General features: G+C 57.3%; 18 protein-coding genes, 1 tRNA gene and 1 pseudogene. 7 read left to right on the top strand and 13 right to left on the bottom strand.

Features of this window, described 5'->3' with window-relative positions; genetic code table 11:
• Positions 1-119 precede the first annotated feature (119 nt).
• Positions 120-2438 carry an alpha-xylosidase gene (yicI, locus tag ABLV08_RS16045; RefSeq protein WP_059305037.1) on the bottom strand — a complete coding sequence of 773 codons (2319 nt, stop codon included), beginning with the start codon at positions 2436-2438 and terminating at the stop codon, positions 120-122.
• Between the two features lie 12 nt (positions 2439-2450).
• Positions 2451-3845 carry a glycoside-pentoside-hexuronide family transporter gene (locus ABLV08_RS16040; RefSeq protein WP_032709427.1) on the bottom strand — a complete coding sequence of 465 codons (1395 nt, stop codon included), beginning with the start codon at positions 3843-3845 and terminating at the stop codon, positions 2451-2453.
• 291 nt (positions 3846-4136) lie between these two features.
• Between ABLV08_RS16040 and ABLV08_RS16035 the strand changes: the two genes are divergently transcribed.
• The 3 genes and pseudogenes from ABLV08_RS16035 to ABLV08_RS16025 all read left to right on the top strand — a co-directional run bounded on the left by ABLV08_RS16035 (position 4137) and on the right by ABLV08_RS16025 (position 5011).
• Positions 4137-4231, top strand: a tRNA-Sec gene (locus ABLV08_RS16035).
• Between the two features lie 117 nt (positions 4232-4348).
• Entirely contained in the window at positions 4349-4651 is a 303-nt protein-coding gene (locus ABLV08_RS16030; RefSeq protein WP_020077664.1) for a DUF6680 family protein, read from the top strand.
• 71 nt (positions 4652-4722) lie between these two features.
• Positions 4723-5011, top strand: a pseudogene (locus ABLV08_RS16025) (SymE family type I addiction module toxin).
• 110 nt (positions 5012-5121) lie between these two features.
• On the opposite strand, the gene ABLV08_RS16020 reads toward ABLV08_RS16025, so the two are convergent.
• The 3 genes from ABLV08_RS16020 to ABLV08_RS16010 all read right to left on the bottom strand — a co-directional run bounded on the left by ABLV08_RS16020 (position 5122) and on the right by ABLV08_RS16010 (position 7644).
• Positions 5122-6318 carry a hypothetical protein gene (locus ABLV08_RS16020; RefSeq protein WP_348856025.1) on the bottom strand — a complete coding sequence of 399 codons (1197 nt, stop codon included), beginning with the start codon at positions 6316-6318 and terminating at the stop codon, positions 5122-5124.
• A gap of 304 nt (positions 6319-6622) precedes the next feature.
• Positions 6623-7198: a PIN domain-containing protein gene (locus ABLV08_RS16015; RefSeq protein WP_045362976.1), complete on the bottom strand. Its 576-nt coding sequence runs from the start codon at positions 7196-7198 to the stop codon at positions 6623-6625.
• Positions 7198-7644: a helix-turn-helix domain-containing protein gene (locus ABLV08_RS16010; RefSeq protein WP_348856024.1), complete on the bottom strand. Its 447-nt coding sequence runs from the start codon at positions 7642-7644 to the stop codon at positions 7198-7200. Before ABLV08_RS16010 ends, ABLV08_RS16015 begins: the two co-directional genes overlap by 1 nt.
• Before the next feature lie 210 nt (positions 7645-7854).
• Here ABLV08_RS16010 and ABLV08_RS16005 point away from each other — a divergent pair, with 210 nt between their 5' ends.
• The 3 genes from ABLV08_RS16005 (at position 7855) to ABLV08_RS15995 (ending at position 10372) form a co-directional block, all read left to right on the top strand.
• Positions 7855-8862 carry a zinc-binding alcohol dehydrogenase family protein gene (locus ABLV08_RS16005; protein ID WP_047078221.1) on the top strand — a complete coding sequence of 336 codons (1008 nt, stop codon included), beginning with the start codon at positions 7855-7857 and terminating at the stop codon, positions 8860-8862.
• On the top strand, positions 8863-9165 hold the full coding sequence (locus ABLV08_RS16000; protein ID WP_042893661.1) for a putative quinol monooxygenase: 303 nt from the start codon (positions 8863-8865) through the stop codon (positions 9163-9165).
• Positions 9166-9322: 157 nt separating this feature from the next.
• Positions 9323-10372, top strand: coding sequence for an NAD(P)-dependent alcohol dehydrogenase (locus ABLV08_RS15995; protein ID WP_032709443.1), 1050 nt, complete (start codon positions 9323-9325; stop codon positions 10370-10372).
• Here the strand turns inward: ABLV08_RS15995 and ABLV08_RS15990 are convergent.
• Entirely contained in the window at positions 10369-11322 is a 954-nt protein-coding gene (locus ABLV08_RS15990) for a helix-turn-helix domain-containing protein (protein ID WP_059304931.1), read from the bottom strand. The two genes, ABLV08_RS15995 and ABLV08_RS15990, sit on opposite strands and share 4 nt — an antisense overlap.
• Positions 11323-11343: 21 nt before the next feature.
• Positions 11344-12123, bottom strand: coding sequence for an MBL fold metallo-hydrolase (locus tag ABLV08_RS15985; RefSeq protein WP_015369105.1), 780 nt, complete (start codon positions 12121-12123; stop codon positions 11344-11346).
• Positions 12124-12290: 167 nt separating this feature from the next.
• Between ABLV08_RS15985 and ABLV08_RS15980 the strand changes: the two genes are divergently transcribed.
• Positions 12291-12833 (top strand): NUDIX hydrolase, encoded by a 543-nt coding sequence (locus tag ABLV08_RS15980; protein ID WP_020077657.1) that lies wholly within the window; start codon positions 12291-12293, stop codon positions 12831-12833.
• Here the strand turns inward: ABLV08_RS15980 and nlpA are convergent, their stop codons facing one another.
• From nlpA to eefA, 6 genes are all read right to left on the bottom strand, one after another.
• Positions 12834-13643, bottom strand: coding sequence for a lipoprotein NlpA (nlpA, locus tag ABLV08_RS15975; RefSeq protein ID WP_026612192.1), 810 nt, complete (start codon positions 13641-13643; stop codon positions 12834-12836).
• A gap of 188 nt (positions 13644-13831) precedes the next feature.
• A complete protein-coding gene (murP, locus tag ABLV08_RS15970; RefSeq protein ID WP_020077655.1) occupies positions 13832-15265 on the bottom strand; it encodes a PTS N-acetylmuramic acid transporter subunit IIBC in 1434 nt (477 codons plus the stop codon).
• A 24-nt stretch (positions 15266-15289) separates the two neighbouring features.
• Positions 15290-16192, bottom strand: a complete 903-nt coding sequence (murQ, locus tag ABLV08_RS15965) for an N-acetylmuramic acid 6-phosphate etherase (protein ID WP_047037960.1) — start codon at positions 16190-16192, stop codon at positions 15290-15292.
• Positions 16193-16408: 216 nt separating this feature from the next.
• Complete coding sequence (gene eefC / locus ABLV08_RS15960) at positions 16409-17773, bottom strand: multidrug efflux RND transporter outer membrane subunit EefC (protein WP_063421576.1); 1365 nt, start codon at positions 17771-17773, stop codon at positions 16409-16411.
• 3 nt (positions 17774-17776) lie between these two features.
• On the bottom strand, positions 17777-20884 hold the full coding sequence (gene eefB / locus ABLV08_RS15955; RefSeq protein ID WP_348856023.1) for a multidrug efflux RND transporter permease subunit EefB: 3108 nt from the start codon (positions 20882-20884) through the stop codon (positions 17777-17779).
• Positions 20884-22008 (bottom strand): multidrug efflux RND transporter periplasmic adaptor subunit EefA, encoded by a 1125-nt coding sequence (gene eefA / locus ABLV08_RS15950; RefSeq protein ID WP_015703858.1) that lies wholly within the window; start codon positions 22006-22008, stop codon positions 20884-20886. The genes eefB and eefA overlap by 1 nt, the downstream gene beginning before the upstream one ends.
• Positions 22009-22153 lie beyond the last annotated feature (145 nt).

Here is a 22153-nt window from a genome sequence, read left to right as displayed (position 1 = left end):
AAGACAGAGAAAGGACCGATATTTATACGTCAGGTCACATTTCAGTCATTAATATACGTGATAACGATCTCAAATTCGCAGAAAGAATAACTCCCGCGATATGCTGCGGGAGTTGTTATTTACAGCGTAATCGTCAGCGCATTGCCCTGGGCGCTCACTACCACACCCAGTTCGCTGCCCGCCTGAGTCCCACCCTCCACGCCCGCTATCTGCGGGATATTGCGCAGACACAGCGTCCAGCCGCGGGCTTCGCCTTCGCCGCTCACGGTGATGGTGTTGCCCTGGCGCTTCGCCTTCAGGGTGAAAATCAAGGAACCATCGGCCGCCGGAACCTGACAGACCGTTTCATTGCCATCGCCAAGCTGGAACAGCTGGAAGGCGGTGCCTTCATGCCAGGCATAATCGGGTTTCTGGTCGTTGTTGCCCAGCGCCAGCAGGGTGTTGTCACGTACGTAGACCGGCAGGCTCAGTGCATCGTGACGCTGCTTATGCCAGCGGCTACCCGGCAATTCATCGTTATGCCACAGGTGCGTCCAGCGCCCTTCCGGCAGATAAAACTGCACCTCGCCCGCTTCAGAGAACACCGGCGCCACCAGGACCGAATCGCCGAGCATATACTGACGGTCGAGATAGTCGCAGGCCGGATCGTCCGGGAACTCGAGCATCATCGCACGCAACATCGGAGTACCGAACTCGTTGGCCAGCGCCGCCTGGCGATAGAGATACGGCATCATGCGGCATTTCAGCTGCGTGAAGTGGCGCACCACGTCACAGGACTCTTCGTCGTAGGCCCACGGCACACGATAGGATTTGCTGCCGTGCAGGCGGCTGTGGCTGGAGAGCAGGCCAAAGGCGCACCAGCGCTTATAAACATGGGCCGGCGCTGTGTTTTCGAAACCGCCGATATCGTGACTCCAGAAACCGAAGCCGGACATGCCGATCGACAGCCCGCCGCGCAGGCTTTCCGCCATCGATTCGTAATTGGCATAGCAGTCGCCACCCCAGTGCACCGGGAACTGCTGCGCCCCCACCGAGGCGGAACGGGCGAACAGCACCGCCTCCTGCTCGCCGACGGTCTCTTTCAGCACCTTCCACACCAGCTCGTTATAGATGAATGCGTAGTGGTTGTGCATTTTCTGCGGATCGGAACCGTCAAACCACTGCACGTCGGTCGGGATACGCTCGCCGAAGTCGGTCTTGAAGCAATCGACCCCCATCGCTACCAGACCTTTTAACTTGTCGGCGTACCACTGGCAGGCTTCCGGGTTGGTGAAGTCATAAATCGCCAGCCCCGGCTGCCACTTATCCCACTGCCACAGCGAACCGTCCGGGCGCTTAAGCAGATAGCCCTTCTCTTTCAGCTCCTTGAACACCGGCGAGCGCTGGCCGATGTACGGGTTGATCCACACGCAGACCTTCAGCCCTTTCGCCTTCAGGCGCTTGATCATCCCTTCCGGGTCCGGGAAAGTTAGCGGATCCCATTCAAAATCGCACCACTGGAAGGCCTTCATCCAGAAGCAGTCGAAGTGGAAGACGTGCAGCGGCAGATGGCGCTCGGCCATGCCGTCGATAAAGCTATTTACCGTCGCTTCGTCATAGTTGGTAGTGAACGAGGTCGTCAGCCACAGACCGAACGACCATGCCGGCGGCAGCGCCGGGCGGCCGGTGAACTGCGTATAGCGGTTAAGCACCGCTTTCGGCGTCGGGCCGTCGATCACGAAGTACTCGAGATATTCGCCTTCAACGCTGAACTGGACTTTAGAGACTTTCTCCGAGCCCACCTCGAAGGAGACGCGCTGCGGGTGATTCACCAGCACGCCGTAGCCGCGGTTGGTCAGGTAGAACGGAATGTTTTTGTAGGATTGCTCAGTGCTGGTGCCGCCGTCTTCGTTCCAGGTTTCTACCGTCTGGCCGTTGCGCACCAGCGCGGTAAAGCGCTCGCCGAGGCCGTAGACGGTTTCGCCGACGCCGAGGTCGAGGCGCTCAAACATGTAGTTGCGCTGGGTCTTACTATCCTGCACGTAGCCGTTGTTTTTCAGTTGGCTACCGGTGATACGCACGCCGTCGCGCAGAAAATCCAGCGCCCAGAATTCACCTTTAGTCACCCGCACGCTGAGGCTGCCGCTTTTCAGCTCGGCGAACTCGGCCGTATTTTCTATTTCGACATGGACGTCTTTCTGCACGTTCAGCGGATAGTGCGGGCCGTTATCCAGCGCGCCATGGAAGTGCTCCATGCGCACGCCGATTATCCCTTCCTGAGGCGAGAAAAAGCGCAGGGTGAACAATGGCGTATCCAGCTGCCAGGCGCGTTCGCGGACATCGCGCGGCGCGGCATAGACCACCATTTCATTCCCCTGCTGCTCCACCTCGTAAACCTGTACGGGTTGGATCAGGTTGAGCCCTGGTTGAATGAGCCAGTTTCCATCACTGATTTTCATTAAAACGTCCTCTTAGTTTTGCCATTCTTTTTCGATCGGGGCTGCCGTAAATTCTTGTTCGTTGCGACGCGCGCCCTCGGCCAGCTCGGCCATCATTTTTTTCAGGAACGGCGTTTTCAGCGTGTAGTAGCGTTTGGCGATTACCGCGCTCAGCAGGTAGCACACCGCCGGAACGAGGGTGAACAAGGCGATAATGATGGTGAGGGTGGCGCTGTTCTGGGTTTTAGCGGCGGCGTCATAGCCGCCGCCGGCCAGCATCCAGCCGATCAGCGCGCCGCCCAGCGCCAGCCCCAACTTGAGCACAAACAGGGTGCCGGCGAAGCTGATGCCGGTCAGGCGTTTGCCGTTACACCATTCGCCGTAGTCGACGGTGTCGGACATCATCACCCACTGGATTGGCGTCACCAGCTGGTGCAGTACGCCAATGATAAAGATAAAGACGAACATGGTGATTTCGGCGTCCATCGGTACGAAGAACATCGCCACGCTGAGCACCGCCAGGAGGGCGTTGGTCCACCAGAAGACGCTGACTTTACATTTCCAGTCGGTCAGCGGCTTCGCCAGCGCCGAGCCAATCAGGTTGCCGACGCAGTAGGTGGTGAGGAAGACGGTGAACAACGCCGCCGAGCCCATGATCCAGGTGGTGTAGTACATCATCGCGCCACCGCGAACGCAGACCGCGAGGATATTGAGGATGGTGAGCACGCCGACCACCCGCCACTGGTCATTACGCCAGATATCGCGCAGGTCTTCACGCATCGAGGTACTGCTCGGCGGCGCTTCGACACGCTCTTTGGTGGTGAAAAAACAGAAGGCCAGCATCAGGAAGGCGACCACCGAGAGCACCGCAATGCCGCCCTGGAAGCCCAGCGCTTTATTTTCGCCGCCGATAAAGTTGACCAGCGGCATCATCAGCACGGTGGAGAGCATGCCCCCCGCCGTCGCCAGCACGAAGCGCCAGGACTGCAGCGAGATGCGCTGCGTCGGGTTGTCGGTGATCACGCCGCCGAGCGCGCAGTAGGGGATATTCACCACGGTGTAGAGCAGGGTCAGCAGCGTGTAGGTCACGGCGGCGTAGATCAGCTTGCCGTTGTGGCTTAAATCCGGCGAGCTGTAAGCCAGCACGCAGACGAGGCCGAACGGGATAGCGCCGAAGAGGATCCACGGGCGGAACTTACCCCAACGGCTGCGGGTACGGTCGGCAAGCAGGCCCATGCACGGGTCGGAAATCGCATCCAGCGCCCGCGCCAGCAGGAACATGGTGCCGACAAAGCCGGCGGGGATACCGAAAATATCGGTGTAGAAAAACATCATGTATAACATGACGTTATCAAAAATGATGTGGCTGGCGGCGTCACCCATACCGTAGCCAATTTTCTCTTTGACGGACAGAATATGATCTTTCATTTGCGCACTATTCCCTTAGCGGCACCGCGGATTGGTACCGGTTACGGTTTTTTTAAACCTTTGGCGCAGTAAGATGAATTGCGATATCTCGTTATCAAATTACGTTTCTTGTTTTCTGTGATCGCGGTAGCCCGAAAGAGTGTGAAAAAGTGTAACCCATGGATTTTGAACGGATTTGTCTAAGACTGTTCTGCAAAGTCCAGTTTTAACAGTAAAAAAGTGCGTTTAGGTATGTGGTAAATGCCTGAAAGTAGCTATAATGCGCCCGCCTCCATGTAGCAATCGAGGCGCGGAAGATCGTCATCTCCGGTGAGGTGGCTGGACTTCAAATCCAGTTGGGGCCGCCAGCGGTCCCGGGCAGGTTCAACTCCTGTGATCTTCCGCCAAAGTTTCTCATCCTCTATCGGCCATTCGGCATGTATCCAATATCTTACAGTTAGCCTATCCTATTGAATTCTTTTTTTTATTCTAACTTTATATCTTATAAAAATATGGATTCTAAAATGAGTTTAATGCTATCGATCACAACGGTGATAGTGACTTTAATCAGCCCTGTTGTTGCCGTTCAAGTTCAGAAATTTATTAAAAGATATACTGATAGAAAGACGCTCAAAATAGATATTTTTAAACAATTGATGGCCACCAGGTCGCAGAACGCAAGGCTATCAAATGAACATGTCAGAGCACTTAATATGATCGATATTGCTTTTTATGGTCGGGTAAGGAAAGGTCTGACATCAATATTCACTGATGAAGGGGTTATAAAAATGGAGATTGTTGGTGTTCCCAGCCGAGTGGAGAGTTAAATTAATCGACCCCATCAAGTACTCGCAATACCTGATGAGAGCTAACCTCACCAACTATCAAGGAGTTGATTATGGCTGATTTGCATTCTACCCCCAGATATCATCGTTAGCGGAACCGAACGTCAGCAGCTGGTTGGCTATCGGCCCAATGGCCGGGATACCAGTACACCAAGTCTTACCCTTTCCGGCAAGTGGCTACGCGAAGCGGGATTCGATACCGGGAAGCCGGTCACGGTTAAGGTGATGGATGGCTGCATTGTATTGCTGCCTCTCAGCGATAAAGAAGAGAAGCTAACAGCCGAATTACGGCATATTCAACAATCGCTGAAAAGCGTCAACGGCACGCTGCAACATACCTGATAGCGCGAGCAAGAAAAACCCCGGGTGGCGGCTAGCGCCTTACCCGGGCTACCAGACGGCGCAGAACCGTAGCCCTGCTGAGCGCAGCGCGAGCAGGGAAAATTCCCGCCTCAGAAGTAATAACCAATATTAACGTTGGTGCGGAAGTACCATTTGCCGCTGCCCTCGGACTGGGTGCTGGTCCAGCCGGTGGCGTTCAGCGCGCCTCCCCACGGATTAACATTCTTCGCCCAGCTGAGATCGACCCAGAACATCACCGGCAGCGCAAAGACCTGTACGCCAAGGGTGTTCATCTGCGAATCGCTCCAGCCGCTTTTATCTTTCCACAGCACGCTGTAGTCGTTGTAAAAACGCAGCTTCGATACGCCGCCCCACTTCACGTCGACATCGCGGGCGACGTTCAGCGACGCGGTCGTCGCTTTCGCCGGGATCAGGTAGGCCGGCGTCAGGCCGTTGCCGCCCATCAGAATCGTATCGTCGCTGACGCCCGCCGGGTTCTTCGGATCGTATTGGTAGCGAATCAGCTGCGAAGTCAGCTGCCACGGCCCGTTATGCAACATGCCGTGCACGCCTGCCGCCCAGAAGGTGCCGTCGTCGTCGGTCTCGCGGTTGTGCAACCGCGCCAGCGCCAGTGAGCCGCCCAGCTCGTTATTCCAGCCGCCGCCGTGAAAATCCCGCGCAATACGCACATTCACCTGGTCCCGCTTTTCATTATGCTGCTGATGCTGAGTCGGATAGATAGTGTTTTTCAGCCGATCGTAATCGCCAACGTCCGGCGCATAGCGCAAATTCTCCGGTTCCATCCACGGCAAATAGGCCACATCCAGCGACCAGTTATTATCATGATATTGATAGTTCACGCCGCTACCGGCGCTCACGCCAAAGCCTAAATAAAACGGAATACCATAGGACCAGCCAAATTGCGGATAAGGTTCAAGGCCAAATGGTTTGCCGGGGATCCCCAGCTGGATATTATTATTATTGTCGAAGCGATACCCTACGTAAGCGCGGTCGATGGCGTATTTACGGTGATCCTGGAACCAGAACCCGGCATCAAAGAAATAATTATCATAGAAGCCGCTGCTGTCGATACGGAATGTATCAAAACGCAGATGTGGCGGGTTGCGATAATTACTGCCTTTCCAGTCTTCATAGCGATAATTTGCCCGCAGCGCGCCGCCGAAATCCAGCCCGGCGAGATTATCCGCGCTGCGCCAGCCGATATGCGGGAACGGCTTACCGTCATCCGCCAGCGCCGTCCCGCTGGTCGCGGCTGCCAGCAGCAGCGAAAGGAGTATTTTACGCATAGCACATTCCTCACTTTATTTTTATAAGCGATAAAAGACCGTCGATTAATATCGACTTATTATTTTGTCTCAGTGGTGAAACTCTTAATTAAATAGCACGATGGTTTTATTTTTGTTCCAAATATGAAACTCTGTTTATTATTTGATAGAAGAAAAATCGCACGCAGGGTGTCGGGAGTCAAGGTATAAACCTTGAGCCATAACGCAATATTATTATTCTGCCGGAGTGATATTAATATTTGCGACATGGAAAGGAAAAGGGTCTCAAATATGAAACCATAATACTTCCGGGTGATGACCATCGCTATATGGCGTACTGGTAATTGGCTAACTCTTTTACCGTCATCGGCAAGCCCTGCTTTAGCAACATCTCCAGGAACTCATCGACGGTCATTGGAGGATGCTTGAGAGACTGCCGCTGCCTTCTCACCGCCTCCAACGCCAGAGCATGATTAAGGTCAAACAGGTCCGATATGAATACATCAGGATGAAGTGTTTCCATTTCAAATGGAAGCAATGATTCTGCTGGAAAGTCTTTATTATTTAACGTAACGATAATTTCAGCCTTCGCTCTGATTGCCGCAGCAAGGACATGCCGATCGTCAGGGTCGGGTAAAACTAGTCCGTTAATTAATCCTGCAAAACCCGTTACATTAGCATCCGGTAAAGCTGCATTCATGAGATCAACGGTACGACGCAGCGCTTCAGGTGCTATATCAGGCCGATTTATAAGAAGATTCCTGCACCATTCATCGTGAATGAAGCGGCTCCATTTTGGTTGATAAAGTCCAGCGATCCCTAAGTGCATTAATAAATCCCTGAGCCGTGCTGGATATAATACACAAGCATCTAAAATCACCGGATAAGGTGAATGTCGCATTAATACATCCCTAAGTCCTGCGCCTGATCCGCCAGCGCTTGCATCGCGTCCAGGCTTTCCTGTTCCCTACGTTTTTTATACTCCATCAGATCGGCAAACAGAACCCGGCGATGGCGTCCAGTTTTATGAAATGGAAGCTTCCTCGCTTCCAGCAGTTTAACCATATGCGGACGAGAAACATTGAGGATATTCGCTGCTTCCTGGGTGGTGAGTTCAGCATGAACAGGAACAATCTGCACCGCGTTGCCACAAGCCAATTCCCCAAGGATCTCCATCAGCATAGTCAGAGCGCTGGTTGGCAACTCAATGGTATGAGTTTTGTCATCTTCACCCACAATCGCAATACGCTGCGTTTCAAGATGAGTAGAAAGGTATGCCGCCAGCTCACGCTGCCCGCGCAGGGCAAGTTCACTCTCCAGCGGGTCCGGAAGGTTCAGTTTAGTCATGCGCTTGTCTCCAATGGCCATGTAAAAATTATAATCGCAATATTCGAAACCCACAATATTCGAAATAAACGAAACTTGCTAATGTCGCATTCGCCGATTTTCACTTTTTTTATATAACTGTTATCGCCGCCGGGCCGTTTTTCCCGATGGTAGAGCGGTCTATCCTCGACGCATTCACACCATGAATCCTTTTTGTAGACCGGAGAACCTATGAAAGCCATTGCTATTACCCAGGCCGCCGCCGACGGCAACAACATCCCCTTTTTACGCGATATCGATCTGCCGGATCCGCAGGCGCAGGGGCACGATCTGCTGGTCGAGGTCAAAGCCATTTCGGTGAATCCGGTCGACACCAAAGTGCGCGCCGGGTTTAATGCCGATACCCCGCGAGTGCTGGGCTGGGATGCGGTTGGCGTGGTGAAAGCCGTTGGCGATGCTGTGACGCTGTTCACGCCGGGCGATGAAGTGTGGTACGCCGGCGCGCTGGGCCGTCCCGGCAGTAACAGCGAACTGCAGCTGGTTGATGAACGCATCGTGGCGCTGAAGCCGCGCTCGCTGGAGAATGCCGCCGCCGCCGCGCTGCCTCTGACCGCTATCACCGCCTGGGAATTGCTGTTCCACCGCCTTGGCGTGCAGGAAGGCGGTAACGCCGGCGATACGCTGCTGATTGTCGGCGCGGCGGGCGGCGTTGGCTCTATCCTCACCCAGTTGGCCAGCAAACTCACCAACATGACGGTAATTGGTACCGCATCGCGCCCGGAAAGCCAGAAGTGGGTACGCGAGGCCGGGGCGCATCACGTCATTGACCACAGCAAGCCGCTCGCTGAAGAACTGGCGAAAATCGGCATTCATGCCGTGACCCACGTCGCCAGCCTGACCAATACCGATCAGCATTTTAACGAACTGATCGCCGCGCTCGCCCCGCAGGGTAAGCTGGCGCTGATTGATGACCCGGAGAGCCTGGACGTGGTGCCGCTGAAAGCGAAAAGCATTTCGCTGCACTGGGAATTTATGTTCACCCGCTCAATGTTTGAGACGGATGATATGATCGCCCAACATCAGCTACTGACCCGCGTCGCCGCGTTGATTGACGATAACACGCTGCGCACCACCCTTGGCGAGCACTACGGAACCATCAACGCCGCCAATCTGCAAAAAGCCCACGCTAAGCTGGAAACCGGGCGCTCGGTCGGCAAAATCGTGCTGGAGGGTTTCTAAATGCGCGACGACACCATTGCGCTTATCGCGGTTCTGAAGGCGAAAGCCGGGCAAACCGAGGCCCTGCGCGACGCGCTGCAGGCGCTGCTGCTGCCAACCCGCGAGGAGCCAGGCAATCTCGACTACGCGCTGTTTCAGTTGCGTGACGTGCCGGATACCTTCTACATGCGTGAGTCCTGGCGCGACCAGCAGGCGCTGGATGAGCATATCGCCCAGCCCTACTTCCAGGCCTTTATCGGCCAGATGGAGAGCCTGCTCGCCGAGCCGCTGCGCCTGGATTATCTGACGCCCATCGCGCCTTGATATCACGAGCGTCTCACCTCGGTGAGGCGCCTTCTTTAACCCTTCGAGCTGCGCTTTTCTCATCCTGCCCTAACCAGGCTACGCTTACCCTTGCCGCGCAAAAAACACTCACCCCCTTCCGCTTGATTTATCACGCTATTGCACAAGAGGTAATGCTATGCAGATCAACGCTATAGGTACGTACTCCGCCAGCCAGCCGCTCGAATCGATGTCTATCACCCGCCGCGAACCCGGCCCACAGGATGTGCAGATCGCCATTGCATACTGCGGCGTTTGCCATTCCGATCTCCATCAGGCGCGAGCGGAATGGGCCGGGACGCTGTATCCCTGCGTGCCGGGCCATGAAATCGTTGGCCGGGTGACGGCGGTCGGCGATGCCGTCTCAGGTTACGCCGTTGGCGATCTGGTGGGCGTCGGCTGTATGGTGGATAGCTGTAAACAGTGCGAGGAGTGCGCTGAAGGGCTGGAGAACTACTGTGACCATATGGTGCTGACCTATAACGGGCCGACCCAGGACGCGCCAGGGCATACGCTGGGCGGTTATTCACAGCAGATCGTGGTCAATGAACGCTACGTACTGCGGATAAACCATCCCGAAGCGCAGCTCGCCGCCGTCGCGCCGCTGTTGTGCGCCGGGATCACGACCTATTCGCCGCTGCGCCACTGGCACGCCGGGCCGGGCAAAAAAGTCGGCATCGTCGGCATCGGCGGTCTGGGACATATGGGGATCAAGTTGGCCCACGCCATGGGGGCCCACGTGGTGGCCTTTACCACCTCCGAATCCAAGCGCGACGCGGCCAGAGCGTTGGGCGCGGATGAGGTCGTGGTGTCGCGCAACGAAGACGAAATGGCGGCCCACGTCAAAAGTTTCGATTTCATCCTCAACACCGTGGCGGCGCCGCACAATCTCGATGCCTTCACCACGTTGCTGAAACGTGATGGCACTATGACCCTGGTTGGCGCCCCGGCCACGCCGCATCCATCGCCGGAAGTGTTCAATCTGATCTTCCGCCGCCGCTCGATTGCCGGCTCGATGATCGGCGGTATCCCGGAAACCCAGGAGATGCTCGACTTCTGCGCCGAACACGGCATCGTCGCCGATATCGAGCTGATTCGCGCCGATCAGATCAACGAAGCCTGGGAAAGAATGGTCAAGGGCGACGTGAAATATCGCTTCGTGATCGACAGTTCGACTCTCGCCGGCTAAACGCCGCGGCGGAAAGTCCGCCGCCACTCCGTCGGGCTAACGCCAAAACGCGCTTTAAACTGCTGGCGCCAGGTCACGGCGGAGAGATAGCCCACCGCTTCCGCCACCTGCTCGACCGGCAAATTCCCCGCTTCGAGCAGGCTCTGGCTGCGGCGCAGACGTTCAGCGGTCAACCAGTCGGCAATGCTCATCCCGGTCGCCCTGGCGAAGTGGCGGGTCAGGGTACGGCGGCTCATCGCCACCACCTCGGCCAGCGAATCAAGATTATGCGGCTCGGCAATATGCTGTTGCAGATAATCCAGCAGACAATTAATCCGCGCATCGCGGGTGTTGCGCGGCACCGGCTGGGCGATAAACTGCGCCTGGCCGCCCTCGCGGTGCGGCGGCACGATCATCCGCCGGGCGATCTGGTTGGCGGCGAGGCTGCCAAAACGCTGGCGAATGATATACAGGCAGCAATCTAGCGCCGCGGCGGTCCCCGCCGAGGTAATCACCTTCTGGTCATCGACGTACAGGGCGTTGATATCAAGCTGAACCTGCGGAAACAGGCGCTGGAAATCCTGCTCGAACTCCCAGTGGGTCGCCGCCCGCTTACCGTCGAGCAGCCCGGCGTAGCCAAGGACAAACGCGCCGAGGCACAGGCCGACGATTTCCGCGCCGTTATCGCGCGCCCGAATCAGACTCGCGATCAGCGCCTGCGGCGGGCGCTGGTTGACCTCGCCCCAGTAGGGCACCACCACGATATCCGCCTGTTCCATCGCGGTAAAATCACCGCTGGCGTATAGCGCGAAGCCGTCGCGGGCGCTGAGTAATCCCGGCTGTTCGGCGCAAATCTGCAGATTAAAACGTTTGGTTTCCGAGACCGTATCGCCAAACAGCATACAGGGGACGGAATAATGAAACGGGCTAAAGCCCTCTACGGCGACAATCGCCACGTCGGTTAATGTCATCATCCCTTCCCCTTGAGCAGGTTAATAAACAACGGTTTCCCCATCCTGTGGAATACTGACTACCCCGGCAATCTGATTATCCGCGACGTACTGGCGCATCTCTTCGCGGCTCACCAGACAATGGTTGACCGCCTCAAGGTGGATGGCCATGATTTTCGCTTCCGGCAGGGCGAAATGCGCCTTCAGCAGGTCCTCTTTGCCCATGATGATCGGGCCAAAGCCGATAACGTGAGCGTAGCCGGCGTTCAGCACCACCACATCCGGGCGCAGCTTCAGCATGTCGGCTTCAATCTCATCGCGCCAGATGGTATCGCCAACCAGCCACAGCGTCTTCTCCTGCGGATGACGGAACACCACGCCGCAGGCCTCGCCCAGACGTTCAGCCATCGCCGGTACCGCGTAGGTACGGTCGCTGCCATGTTGCCCGGAAGTGGTTTTCTGCAGGCCTACTCCGGCAAATTCACTGTCTGCCGACAGCAGGCGGATATCCTGAAATCCCTGGCTGCGCAGCAGCGCGGCGTCGGCCTCATGCTGGACGAAAACCGGAAGGATTTTCGGGATCGCCGCGATCGCCGCCTCGTCCCAATGATCGTCATGGGTATGGGTGACGATTACCGCATCGACGTCGATAATTTTTTCGCGGGGAAACGGCAGCGCCACCAGCGGATTGCGCAGTTCGCTGCGCGCGGTTCCTGGAAATCCCGGCCAGGCGCCTTTGTCCGCCAGCATCGGGTCGATCAGGAATTTTTTACCTGCGTATTCAATAACCTGTGTAGCATTACGGATATGAGTGATGTTCATGTTAGCGTTCCTCTGTGGGGTAATCTGACGAACATCGTATTGCGTACCAGCCTGGCGCAATATGGGCATTTGGGCAATGATCGATGGAATCGGGCCAACCTGCGACGGTTGCCAATCGCAGCCGGCTATGTTGTTCTGAAGATTAAACTTTCTACAGGAATGGCAGGATGAAGAAGAAACTAACCGCCGCCGATATGCACAATCCACAGGTCATCGCCGAGACGCCGTGGTTCAGCATGCGCAAGGTAGGTATTGATGTCGCCCCCGGCGAGCGGCGTGACTTTTATTCCATTCACTACCCACGCCCGGCGGTCGGGATTGTGGCGCTCCAGGACGACAAAGTGCTGCTGATTCGCCACTACCGCTATCTGATCGATAAGGTGGTGTGGGCCATTCCCTCTGGCGGCGTCGATGAAGGGGAAGAGCCCGCCGTCGCCGCGCTGCGCGAACTACGCGAAGAGACCGGCTGGCAAGCGCAACACGCTGAGGAAATCATCCGCTACAACCCGTCATACGGCAGCAGCGACCAGCTGTTTATCACCTGGCTCGCCACCGATTTAAGCTGGGTTGGCATGGACGCAGATCAGGATGAAGTGATGGAAACCGGCTGGTTTACCTTCGAGGAGATAAACCAGCTGATCGCCCGCGGCGAAATGCCGGACGGGCTGTCTCTGGTGCCGCTGCTGCACCTGATGGCGCAGCGTAGATGATTACCAGCCCGGTACCGCGCCGCCGTTGAAGATGGTTTCTGCCGCCTTCGCCACTTCCGGCGACTGGTACGACTGCATAAACTCTTTCACGCTTTCGGCGTCTTTATTGTCTTCACGCGCCACAATGATGTTCACGTACGGCGAGTTTTTGTCTTCAATAAAGATGCCGTCGCGCACCGGCGATAACCCGGTTTGCTGCAGGTAGGTGGTACTGATAATGGCGACATCAACCTTCGGATCGTCCAGCACCCGCGGCAGCTGCGCGCCCTCCAGCTCCATAATTTTCAGGTTTCGCGGGTTGCTGGTGATATCCACCGCCGTCGGCAGCAGGCCGGTACCCGCTTTGAGGGTAATCAGCTGCTCTTTTTGCAATAACAATAGCGCGCGGCCGAGGTTGGTCGGGTCATTGGGAATGGCGATGGTCGCGCCATCTTTAATATCGGCAACGGATTTAATCTTGCGCGAATAGCCGGCCATGGGAAAGACGAAAGTATTGCCGATGGCCACCAGGTGGTAGCCGTGCGCTTTGTTGTCTTGTTCCAGATAGGGACGATGCTGGAAGACGTTGGCATCCAGCTCCCCGGCGTTGGTAGCATCGTTCGGCAACAGCGAGCCGCTAAAGCCTACCAGCTCGACGTCGAGGCCATACTTTTCTTTCGCCACCTTCTTCGCCACTTCCGCCACATCCTGTTCCGCGCCGTTAATCACGCCGACTTTTATGTGTTTGGCATTGTCATTCTTCTGGTCACAGCCCGCTAACAGCAGGCCAGCCAGCATCACTGCCGCCGCCGTGCGTAAACGCAATTTCATCATCAGTACCCCATCAGTCCATGGAAAATCATTATTATTTTTCGAGCAAAACTATAACGATTTTGTGCTCGATTTTTAAACACGAAAAGGTATCAATAAGATGAAAATCGTCTAAGCGCCTTCCCCGGTAGCGCTTACGCTTACCGGGGCTACCGGCCGAATGCCTAACCATATCCGGGGAAATACGCTTAACTCAGGTCAACGTTTTTACTGGCGAACAGCCAGGTGAGGACAAAACCGCATAAATACGAAACCGCCAGACCGCCGGCGTACACCGCCATCCCGGCATAAATTCCGCTACCGGAGGTCATCAGCGGCAGCGCCACCAGCCCGGACGGGCCAAACACCGTGTTCAGGCCAACCGGCAGCCCCAGCCAGGCAATCAGGCCCACGAAGAAACCGCCGCAGGCGCCGCCGATACAGGCGGTGATAAACGGTTTCATGCGCGGCAAGGTCACGCCGTAAATCAGCGGTTCGCCAATACCGAGGAAGCCCGGAATAATCGCCCCTTTGATTTGGGTTCGCAGCAGCGAATCGCGCTTCGCGCGCCAGAACAGCGCCAGCGCCGCGCCCACCTGCCCGGCCCCGGCCATCGCCAGGATAGGAAACAGCGAGTTAAAGCCCTGCGCATCCACCAGCGCAAAATAGACCGGCACAAACCCCTGATGCACACCGAACATCACCGCCAGCAGGAACAGCCCGGCCAGCACCGCCGAGCCAAACGGATTGCCGTTAAGATGCAGGAACAGCCACGACATACCGGTAAACAGCCAGCCGCCAATCGGCATAATCACCGTAAAGGTCACCGCGCCCATAATCAGCAGCGTCACCGCCGAGGTAAGGATCATATCGAGGTTAGCGGGCATTATCCGCCGCACCTGACGCTCCACCCACGCGCCAAGAATCGAGGCGATTAGCACGCCGATAATATTGCCGCGCGGGTCGATACCATGGCCGAAGAAGGTCGAAATTCCGGCGTAGAATCCGCTGGTCGCTTCCGGGTTGTAGCCCAGCACGAACAGCGAGGCGATAATCGCGCCGTTCACGCCCGAACCGCCGAAGGCTTTCTGAGCGTTATAGCCAATCAGGATACTCAGGAAGGTAAACATCCCTTTGCTGAATACCTTCATATAACCAATCAGCGCCACCAGACTGGCGTTAGGATGCGCGTTCTCCAGCACGAAGATTTGTTCCGCCAGCGTGGCGAAGCCTAACAACAGCCCGACGGCGATAAAGCCGGGGATCAGCGGCGTAAAAATAGTGGCGAACTTCGCGAGAAACTTCTGTACACCGCTGGTCTGCTTACTCTTTAACGCCTGCTTTTTCTCCGCTGCCACATCCGCCAGCGAGGCGGCTGCCTGCGGCGCCGCTTCCATCAGGCCGTTCATCATTTCCGCGGCGGTCTGCGCCTTGCCGGGCCCTAATACCACCTGGAACTGTTCATCGCTGACGATAACCCCCATCACGCCGTCAATCTGGCGAATGGCGGCGCTATCGGCCAGGCTTTCATCGCGCAGGGTCAAGCGCAGGCGCGTCATGCAGTTACCCGCCTGCGCCACGTTTGCGGCCCCGCCGACGTGAGCCAGGATCCGCGCTATCATCTCTTTAGTTATTTTTGCCATTGCCTGTTACCTGTCTGTCGGCGCTCAGGTGTTGCTTAGCGCCTTGCGGATATAACCGTTGTTTTTCGCCAGCAGCGACTGCGCTTCTGCAGCGCTTAAGTCAGCCAACACCATCACAATCGCCGTCTTACAGTGGCGGCCACAGGCATCCAGCGCATTCTGCGCGGTGGCGCGATCGCAGTCGGTCGCTTCCATCACGATAGACACCTGGCGCTCAATCAGCTTGGCGTTGGTCGCTTCGACATCCACCATCAGGTTGCTGTAGACCTTGCCGATGCGGATCATCGCCCCGGTGGAGATCATGTTTAGCACCAGCTTCTGCGCGGTGCCGGCTTTCAGGCGGGTCGATCCGGTAACCACTTCCGGGCCGACCACCGGGGTAATCGCCACGTCCGCCAGCTGCGCCATTTCACCGTGCGGGTTACAGCTGACGATAGCGACAAACGCATTCTGGCTATGGGCGTATTCCATCGCACCAATGACGTACGGCGTACGTCCGCTGGCCGCCAGCCCCACCAGCACATCACGGTTGCTGAAGTTAAGGTTCTGCAGGTCCATCGCCCCTTGCGCTTTATTGTCTTCCACGTTTTCCACGGCGCTCAGAATCGCTTTATGTCCGCCGGCGATAATCCCCACCACCTGCTCCGGACGGGTGCCAAAGGTCGGCGGGCATTCGCTGGCATCGAGGATCCCCAGACGCCCTGAGGTGCCCGCGCCGATATAAATCAAGCGGCCACCGGCCTGCAGCGCCGCCGCCACTTTATCCACGACTTCCGCTATCTGCGGCAAGTAAGGCGTTATCGCCTGCGCCACTTGCTGATCTTCCTGGTTTATCACCGTCAGCATGTCGACAGTGGAGAGGGTGTCAATGTTGGCGCTGTTGGCGTTGCGTCGCTCGGTCAGCAGTTTGCTCAGGTCGATACTCATAAAAACCTCGTTATTCTCAGTTGCGCGCAGTATAAGGAATTTTTTATTCCATTCATGTGAAGAGTATCACGATTAATACGCTTGGGATAATAGGAGAATTGTAGGTATAGCCAGAGATATTGCGGTAATAAAGGTGGAATATTTTATTACCGCAATCTGGAGTTAACGCATGTGCCAGGAGTGATTAAGGTGCTATAACGCGTCCGAAGAGGAACATTAACTGGCGCCGCCGCCCAGCGATTGCCAGAGCGTAATGCGGTTATTGAGGTCGGTCTGCTGCAGCGACAGCAGCGTCGCCTTCGCCGACCACAGCGTCCGCTGGGCGGTCAGCACCGACAGATAATCGCCAACCCCGGCCTGATAACTCTTCATCGCGATATCCAGCGACTTCTGCTCGGCGGCAACATACTGCTGCTGGGCATCGAGCTGTTCACTCAGCGTTTCCCGGCGCGCCAACGCATCGGCAACGTCCTTAAAGGCGCTCTGAATGGATTTCTCGTAGGTGGCAATCAGCCCCTTTTTCTCAGCCTGCGCATAGCGTAGCTGCGCCAGATTACTGCCGCCGGTGAACAGCGGCAGGCTGATGGACGGGGCGAACGACCACACCTGCATGCCATGGCTAAACAGCGACGATAGCGAATCGCTGCCGACCCCGGCGCTGGCGGTCAGCGAAATGGACGGGAAAAAGTTCGCTCGCGCCGCACCGATATCGGCATTAGCGCTCTTGAGATTATGTTCCGCCTCCTGAATATCCGGCCGGCGCAACAGTACCGATGACGATACCCCCGCCGGCACCAGCGCGATGCTGTTATCCCCCAGGCTCTCCAGCGTACCGGGCAGCAGGCTCTCCGGCACGGTTTCCCCGGCCAGTAGGTTAATGGCGTTTTTATCCTGCGCCACCAGCGTACGATAGCTGGCGACGCTGGCTCGCGCCTGCTGATAGACGCTTTCCGCCGAACTTAAATCACCGGCGGAGGCGGTGCCCACCGCCATCTGGCGAGCGACGATTTTACGCGAGTTCTCCGCGCTTTCCATCGTCTGCTGCGCCAGCGCCAGATTGCTATTATCCGTCGCCAGCGTCACCCATGCGGTGGTCAAATCGGCAATCATCGTCAGTCGGGTATTTTGCGCGGTGAATTCGCTGGCAAGCCAGCTTTCTCGCGCCGCGCGCGACAGGCTCTGGTTCTTGCCGAACAAGTCCAGTTCGAAGCTCGAGACCGCGCCGTCAGCCTGCGAGGTAGAACTTAGGCCGCTGGCGATCGATTTGCTGCGGGTATGGCTCAGCTCGGCATCGACGGTGGGAAACAACGATGCGCGCGTTTCGCCATACTGGGCGCGAGCGGCTTCAATATCGGCCAATGCCTTTTGCACATCGCGGTTGCTATTAAGCGCGATGCTGACCACTTTTTTTAACCGCGCATCATTGACCACTTTTTGCCAGTCGCCGACCACCGCCGTTGATTCGCCGTGCGCGCCGGGAAGGGTCGCCGGCACCGGCGCGGCCGGGCGCTCGTAGTGCGGGTCAAGAGAGACACAGCCCGCGGTCAGGAGCGCGATAAACATTAAACTCAAACGAAACATAACTTACTCCTGAGAAGGACGTGGGCGGGTAAAGAGACGCTTCACCAGCACAAAGAACAGCGGGACGAAGAACACCGCCAGCAGCGTCGCCGTCAGGGTGCCGCCGATAATCCCGGTACCAATCGCCACGCGGCTGTTGGCCCCGGCGCCGGTAGCAATGGCCAGCGGCAGTACTCCGGCGATAAATGCCAGCGAGGTCATGACAATCGGGCGCAGACGGGTCTGCGCGGCGCGGATCGCCGCCCGCGAGAGCGAATAGCCCTCATCCACCGCGGATTCAGCGAATTCAACGATAAGGATGGCGTTCTTCGACGACAGGCCAATAGTCGTCAACAGCGCCACCTGGAAATAGACGTCGTTACTTAAGCCGCGCAGCGTGGCCGCCAGCGCCGCGCCAAGCAGGCCTAACGGGATGACCATGATCACCGAGAACGGCACCGACCAGCTTTCATACAGCGCCGCCAGGCACAGGAACACCACCAGAATCGAAATGGCGTACAGGCTCATCGCCTGGCCACTGGCCAGTTTTTCCTGTAGCGAAATACCGCTCCATGCCCAGGTGGAACCCGCCGGCAGGCTATCGGCCAGTTTTTCCATTTGGTCCATTGCCGCACCTGAGCTGAAGCCCGCGGCGTTTTCCCCCTGGATCTCAAAGGCGGCCGAGCCGTTGTAGCGTACCAGGCTTTCCGGGCCGTACTCCCAATGGGTGGTGGCGAACGCGGTGAACGGCGTCATGCTGTTATCGCTGCCGCGGACAAACCATTTACCAAGATCGGACGGCACGGCGCGCGCGTCGCTCTCGCCCTGGATATAGACCTTTTTCACCCGGCCGCGATCGATAAAGTCGTTGACGTACGTGCCGCCCCAGGCGCTGGAGAGCGTATCGGTCACGTCGCTGAGCGACAGCCCCAGCGAGACGGCTTTATTGTTATCGATATCCACCTGCAGCTGTGGCATTTGTGGCAGATCGTTGGCGCGAACCGACTGCAGTTCGCCGCTCTGATTGGCTGCGGCCAGCAGTTGGCTGCGCAGCTTCATCAGGCTATCGCGATCGGTACCCCCGCTGGCCATCAGCTCGAAAGTGAAGCCATTACTTTGCCCAAGGCCATCCACCGATGGCGGCGTCATGGCGAACAGGGTGGCGTCGCGGATCGCGCCCAGCTCTTTGTTGGCGCGCAGCGCAATGGCTTGCGCGGTATTTTCGTCGCCTTTGCGCTGCGACCAGTTTTTCAATGAGACGAAGGCCATTCCGGCGTTCTGACCGCTGCCGCTGAAACTGAAGCCGTCGACGGTGAAGATAACTTCGGTATTGGCTTTCTCTTTGGTGAGGAACCAGTCGGTCACCTGACGGCGCACCTCGGCGGTACGCACCGCCGTCGCCCCGGCAGGCAAGGTGTACTGGACCATTATTTCGCCCTGATCCTCCACCGGCAGAAAGCTGCCCGGCAGTTTCCACATCGCCAACGCCATCGCCCCGCAAATCAAGGCGTAAGCGCCCATCATCACCGCGCCGCGGCGTAAGCCGCCGAGTACGCGACGCTGGTAGCCATCTTCCGTACGCCCCCACAGGCGATTAAAGGCGCCGAAGAAACCTTTGTCATGAGGTTTGGAGTGGCTTAGCAGCGCGCCGCACAGCGCCGGAGTGAGGGTTAACGCTACGACCACCGACAGCATCATCGCCGAGATAATCGTCACCGAGAACTGGCGATAGATTACCCCGGTCGAACCGCCGAAAAAGGCCATTGGCAGGAATACCGCCGACAGCACCAGGGCGATCGCCACCAGCGCGCCGGAGATTTCGCCCATCGATTTTTCGGTGGCTTCGCGGGCGGGCAGCCCTTCGTCGCGCATAATCCGTTCGACGTTTTCCACCACCACAATGGCATCATCCACCAGCAGGCCGATCGCCAGCACCATGGCAAACAGCGTCAGGGTATTAATGGAGTAGCCGAACAGCGCCAGCACCCCAAAGGTGCCAAGTAACACGACCGGTACCGCTACCGCCGGAATGAGCGTCGCGCGGAAGTTCTGCAGGAACAGATACATTACGCAGACCACGAGGATAATCGCCTCAAACAGGGTCTGAATGACGTCCTCGACCGAGATTTTGATGAACTCGGTGCTGTCTTTCGGGTAGGCGATATCGTAGCCCTGCGGCATTTGACGCTGGAATTCAGCGATTTTGCTTTTCACCAGCGTCGCGGTATCCAGCGCATTGGCGCCGGGCGCCATCATCACCGCAATCCCGGCGGCGGGGTGGCCGTTCAGATTAGCGGTGGCGGTGTAATCCTCGCTGCCCATCTCCACCCGCGCGACATCGCTCAGGCGCACCACCGACCCGTCGGACTGGCTCTTTACAATGATCGCTTTGAACTGGTCAGGAGTTTGCAGCCGCGACTGCGCGCGCACGGTAGCAGTCAATTGCTGGGCATTGGACGACGGTAGCGCGCCGATTTTATCCGCGGAGACCTGCACGTTCTGCGCCTCAATCGCCGACTGTACGTCGGAAGGCATCAACGAGTAAGAGGCGAGTTTGGTCGGATCCATCCAGATGCGCATCGCGTATTCGGCGCCGAATACCTGCAGGCTGCCGACGCCCTCCACGCGCGCCAGCGGGTCCTGCATATTGCTGACCAGCCAGTCGGAGATATCAGAACTGGTGGCGCGGTTGGTTTTGTCATACACCGCGAGGATTAACAGGAAGCTGCTTTGCGATTTTTCTACCGTTACGCCAGATTGCTGTACTTCACTCGGCAGACGCGATTCCGCCTGCTGCACTTTGTTTTGCACCTGTACCTGAGCGGTATCCGGATCGGTCCCCTGCTCAAAGGTGACGGTAATACTTACCGTACCATCCGAACTGCTGGTGGAGGTGAAATAAAGTAAGTTATCCAGCCCGGTGAGTTGCTGCTCGATAACCTGGGTGACGCTGTTTTCCAGGGTTTCTGCGGAAGCTCCAGTATAGGTCGCGGATATTTTTACTGCTGGCGGGGCGACGTCCGGATATTGTCCCACCGGCAGCGTGCGGATCGCCAGCGCCCCGGCAAGCATGATAAGGATAGCGATCACCCAGGCAAAGACCGGGCGACGCACGAAGAAACGGGAGAACATCAGGCATTGCCTCCGTTATTTTTGACGGCAACGGCCTTCACCGCTTGTCCGGGGGACACTTTACCGGTGCCTTCGACAATCAGCTTGTCGCCCGCTTTCAGACCGCTCAGCACCAGCCATTTATCGCCGTAGGTATCGCCGGTTTGCACGGTACGCTGCTCAACGTTGTTGTCGGCATCGACAACCAGCGCCGTGGCGTCGCCTTTGGCATCGCGGGTGATACCCTGCTGCGGCGCGAGGATCGCGTCGTTCATGATACCTTCATCGATACGCGCGCGGACAAACATTCCCGGCAGCAGGACGTGCTGCGGGTTGGGGAAGATGGCGCGCAGAGTCACCGAGCCTGTGGATTCATCGACGGCGACTTCGGTGAGCGCCAGACGCCCTTTTTCGGGATAGGTACTGCCATCCTCAAGGGTTAACGTCACGCTGAGGGTATCGCTGTTGCTGGCCAGGCTCTGCCTGCGTAAACGCAGGAGATCGACACTGGATCGCGTCAGATCGACATACATGGTGTCGAGGCCGCGGATCGTCGCCAGCGCGGTATCCTGGTCGGCAGAGACCAGCGCTCCCGGCGTAACCGAGGAGATGCCGATGCGCCCGGCAATCGGCGCGGTGACGGTGGTCCAGTTCAGGTTGATGCGCGCGCTCTCGAGCGCCGCTTTTTTCGACTCCACACTGGCCTTGTCCTGGGCGCAGGCGGAGGCAGCGTCGTCGGCATCCTGGCGAGAGACGCCGTTATCTCTGACCAACGACGCGTAGCGCTGGGCTTTCTGGCAATCAGAGACCACCAGCGCCTGCGCCTGCTTCAACGCGGCCGCCGCTTCGTTCCAGGTGGCGCGATAACTGGAGGGATCGATCTGGTAAAGGGCCTGCCCGGCCTTCACCATATCGCCTTCGGTAAACAGGCGCTTCTGAATAATACCGCCGACCTGCGGGCGCACTTCGGCGCTGAGCGAGGCGGTAGTGCGGCCAGTCAGTTGGCTGACCACCGGCACCGGCTGGGCTTGCAGCGTAACAATTCCCACCTCCGGCGTGGGTTGTTGCGGCGCAGTTGTCTGCGCATTATCGCATCCGCTCAGGAGAAATAATGCTGTCGCGATGGGGGCTATGATGTGTTTCATTTTATTTTCTCAAGATGTAAGACGTCCCCCCGTGAATTAAATCGCGAGGAAAAGAGGGGCGCGGTGACATTTCGTCTCAATGGAAATATCGCAATAGAGCTCAGATGTTCCTTAACACTATTATTATTGTGGGGATTCTCAGCCC

The sequence above is a fragment of the Klebsiella sp. CN_Kp088 genome, assembly GCF_040064335.1.
Lineage (GTDB): Bacteria > Pseudomonadota > Gammaproteobacteria > Enterobacterales > Enterobacteriaceae > Klebsiella > Klebsiella aerogenes.
This window is presented reverse-complemented; position numbering and strand designations above follow the sequence as displayed.

Coding starts and splice junctions, on each gene's coding strand:
- yicI (WP_059305037.1), bottom strand. CDS start 2,438: ATGAAAATCAGTGATGGAAACTGGCTCATTCAACCAGGGCTCAACCTG.
- ABLV08_RS16040 (WP_032709427.1), bottom strand. CDS start 3,845: ATGAAAGATCATATTCTGTCCGTCAAAGAGAAAATTGGCTACGGTATG.
- ABLV08_RS16030 (WP_020077664.1), top strand. CDS start 4,349: ATGAGTTTAATGCTATCGATCACAACGGTGATAGTGACTTTAATCAGC.
- ABLV08_RS16020 (WP_348856025.1), bottom strand. CDS start 6,318: ATGCGTAAAATACTCCTTTCGCTGCTGCTGGCAGCCGCGACCAGCGGG.
- ABLV08_RS16015 (WP_045362976.1), bottom strand. CDS start 7,198: ATGCGACATTCACCTTATCCGGTGATTTTAGATGCTTGTGTATTATAT.
- ABLV08_RS16010 (WP_348856024.1), bottom strand. CDS start 7,644: ATGACTAAACTGAACCTTCCGGACCCGCTGGAGAGTGAACTTGCCCTG.
- ABLV08_RS16005 (WP_047078221.1), top strand. CDS start 7,855: ATGAAAGCCATTGCTATTACCCAGGCCGCCGCCGACGGCAACAACATC.
- ABLV08_RS16000 (WP_042893661.1), top strand. CDS start 8,863: ATGCGCGACGACACCATTGCGCTTATCGCGGTTCTGAAGGCGAAAGCC.
- ABLV08_RS15995 (WP_032709443.1), top strand. CDS start 9,323: ATGCAGATCAACGCTATAGGTACGTACTCCGCCAGCCAGCCGCTCGAA.
- ABLV08_RS15990 (WP_059304931.1), bottom strand. CDS start 11,322: ATGACATTAACCGACGTGGCGATTGTCGCCGTAGAGGGCTTTAGCCCG.
- ABLV08_RS15985 (WP_015369105.1), bottom strand. CDS start 12,123: ATGAACATCACTCATATCCGTAATGCTACACAGGTTATTGAATACGCA.
- ABLV08_RS15980 (WP_020077657.1), top strand. CDS start 12,291: ATGAAGAAGAAACTAACCGCCGCCGATATGCACAATCCACAGGTCATC.
- nlpA (WP_026612192.1), bottom strand. CDS start 13,643: ATGAAATTGCGTTTACGCACGGCGGCGGCAGTGATGCTGGCTGGCCTG.
- murP (WP_020077655.1), bottom strand. CDS start 15,265: ATGGCAAAAATAACTAAAGAGATGATAGCGCGGATCCTGGCTCACGTC.
- murQ (WP_047037960.1), bottom strand. CDS start 16,192: ATGAGTATCGACCTGAGCAAACTGCTGACCGAGCGACGCAACGCCAAC.
- eefC (WP_063421576.1), bottom strand. CDS start 17,773: ATGTTTCGTTTGAGTTTAATGTTTATCGCGCTCCTGACCGCGGGCTGT.
- eefB (WP_348856023.1), bottom strand. CDS start 20,884: ATGTTCTCCCGTTTCTTCGTGCGTCGCCCGGTCTTTGCCTGGGTGATC.
- eefA (WP_015703858.1), bottom strand. CDS start 22,008: ATGAAACACATCATAGCCCCCATCGCGACAGCATTATTTCTCCTGAGC.